This is a genomic window from Rhodopseudomonas sp. BR0C11, from assembly GCF_010820945.1.
GTDB classification, from domain to species: Bacteria; Pseudomonadota; Alphaproteobacteria; order Rhizobiales; family Xanthobacteraceae; genus Rhodopseudomonas; species Rhodopseudomonas palustris_H.
In genome coordinates this window covers 1-2,674 of the sequence record NZ_QTKI01000540.1, presented here as the reverse complement: position 1 = coordinate 2,674, position 2,674 = coordinate 1, and the positions used below count along the sequence as shown (strand labels likewise).

Annotated in this window: 3 protein-coding genes; all 3 read right to left on the bottom strand. The window is 64.7% G+C overall.

What is annotated here, in order from left to right; translation table 11 throughout:
- A partial coding sequence (locus DYI24_RS24785; RefSeq protein WP_164574214.1) for a 6-phosphogluconolactonase occupies nt 1-377 on the bottom strand: 377 nt, incomplete at its 3' end.
- Between the two features lie 3 nt (nt 378-380).
- Nucleotides 381-1,895 (bottom strand): glucose-6-phosphate dehydrogenase, encoded by a 1,515-nt coding sequence (gene zwf, locus DYI24_RS24780; protein ID WP_164574213.1) that lies wholly within the window; start codon nt 1,893-1,895, stop codon nt 381-383.
- The coding region (gene gnd / locus DYI24_RS24775) for a phosphogluconate dehydrogenase (NAD(+)-dependent, decarboxylating) (protein WP_164574212.1) at nt 1,892-2,674 on the bottom strand (783 nt) is incomplete at its 5' end. The genes gnd and zwf, both read right to left, overlap by 4 nt.

The following is a 2,674-nucleotide window of genomic DNA, read 5'->3' as shown; positions in this document are numbered from 1 at the left end:
TCGGAGATGGGTATAAGAGACAGGCGGAGGGCGGCCTCGTCCGGTGTCGCCGCATCGGTGGGGATCGCGTGAACGTTCTGCGGCGGTGCGCGGCCGTCCAGAAACGTGCGCTTGGCCGCGCCGATATTGCTGAGCGGATCGCTCTCCTGCACGAACCGTTCGTCGCTGATGAACCAGTGCACGCGCTGCCACGGGATCCGGTTCTCGAACTCGCCGGCGAGCAGGTCGAACATCTTCTGCGGCCCGGAGCCGCCGGTCAGGCAGATCGCCGGACGCTCGTGGTTCAGCTCGATCCGGGCAATCAGCCGCTGCGCGGCGAGGCGGGCCTGCGCATCGGCGTTGGACGCGACCACGAGGTGATGATCGTTGCCGCGCATCGGCTAGCCCGGCTTGCGCCAGTCGCGGCCGTCGCGGGCCAGCAGCTCGTCGGCGTCTTCGGGGCCGTCGCTGCCGGCGCGATAAATCTGCAGGCCGTGGGCGCCTGCGTTCTTCCAGGCATCGAGGAACGGCTGCACCACGCGCCATCCGGCTTCGACGCCATCGGCGCGCTGGAACAGGATGTTGTCGCCGATCATGCAGTCGTGCAGCAGCGTCTCGTAGCCGTTGCTCGGCGCCACCTTGAAGTAATCCTTGTAGCGGAACGTCATCTCGACGCCGTCGATGGCGATCACCGGGCCGGGCACTTTGGTGTTGAACTGCAGCGAGATGCCTTCGACCGGCTCGATCCCAATCACCAGGTAGTTCTGCGACAATTCCTGCACCGGCGTACAGCGGAACATCGAGAACGGCGCTTCCTTGAATTTGATCGCGACCTCGGTGCGCTTGCCCGACAGCGCCTTTCCGGTGCGCAGGTAGAACGGCACGCCGGCCCAGCGCCAGTTATCGATCGACAGCTTCAGCGCCGCGAACGTCTCGGTGGTGCTGTCGGTCGCGACGTCCTTGGCGCTGCGATAGTCCGGGATATCGGTATCGCCGATCCTGCCCGAGGTGTATTGGCCGCGCACCGAATTGCGCAGCGCTTCCTGTTCGGTCTGGATCTGGATCGCCGCGAGCACGTCGGCCTTGGCGGAGCGAACTGCGTGGGCGTTGAAATGCGCCGGCGGCTCCATCGCCACCAGCGACAGCAGCTGAAACAGATGGTTCGGCACCATGTCGCGTAGCGCGCCGGTCTTGTCGTAGAAGCTGCCGCGATGGCCGACGCCGAGCTTTTCCTCGACCGTGATCTGGATGTGGTCGATGTGCTCCCGGTTCCAGATCGGCTCGAACATACCGTTGGAGAACCGCAGCACCAGGATGTTCTGCACCGTCTCTTTGCCGAGATAGTGATCGATCCGGTACAGCTCGTGTTCGGAGATGATGCTGAGCAGATGATCGTTCAGCGCCTTGGCCGAGGCGAGGTCAGTGCCGAACGGCTTCTCTACCACCAGCCGGCGCCAGGCGCCGCTGGTTTCCTCGAGCAGCCCGGCGCGGCCGAGCTCGCTCGCGATCGGTGCGAACGCATCCGGCGGGGTGGCGAGATAGAACAGCCGGTTGCCGCCGGTGTTGCGGTTGGCTTCCAGCTTCTCCAGCCGCTCGCGCAACTTGTCGAATGATTGCGGCTCGCTGGGATCGGCGCTGACCGCGGTGACGCAGTAGAGCAGCTGATCGGCGACTTTGTCGTCGACCGGGCGGGTGGCGTATTTGCGCAGGCCCTGCATCAGGCTGTCGCGCAGACCGTCGCTGGACATCTCCTTGCGGGTGACGCCGACGACGCAGAATTTCTCGGGCAGCAGCTTGGCTTCGGCGAGATTGTACAGCGCCGGAATCACCAGCCGATGGGTGAGGTCGCCGGTGACGCCGAAGATGACGAACGCGCAGCCCTCGGGGACCTGGTTGCTGTTGGCTTGCGTGGTCACGCGCGCTCCGATTTCGGTTTCAGTTTCTGCTGCGGAGCCGCCTGCTGCGCTGGCTCCGGGTGCTGCTGCGGCTCCTTATGGCCGCCAAAGCCAGCTCGCATCGCCGAGAGAATTTTCTCCGCGAACGTATGTTCCCGGCGCGAACGGAAGCGCGCGAACAGCGCGGCGGTAAGGACTTCAGCCGGCACCGCTTCTTCGATCGCGGCATTGATGGTCCAGCGGCCTTCGCCAGAGTCCTCGACGAAGCCCGAGTAGTTGTCGAGCTGATCGTTCTTTGCGAGAGCCGTTGCTGTGAGGTCGAGCAGCCATGACGGGATCACGCTGCCGCGCCGCCAGACTTCGGCGATGTCGGCGATGTCGAGATCGAACCGGTGAGCGTCGGGCAGGACGTCGCTGTTGGCATTCTTGAGGATGTCGAAGCCCTCGGCATAGGCCTGCATCAGGCCGTATTCGATGCCGTTGTGGACCATCTTGACGAAGTGGCCGGCGCCAACGGGGCCGGCGTGGAGATAGCCTTGCTCGACACGCGGATCACGATCCTCGCGGCCGGGTGTGCGCGGGATATCACCGATTCCCGGCGCCAGCGTCGCGAAGATCGGATCAAGCCGGTCGACGACGGCTTTGTCGCCGCCGATCATCATGCAGTAGCCGCGTTCAAAGCCCCAGATGCCGCCGGAGGTGCCGACATCGACGTAATCGATGCTGGTCTCCTTCAGCGTCTTGGCGCGGCGGATATCGTCCTGCCAGAAGGTGTTGCCGCCATCGATGACGACGTCACC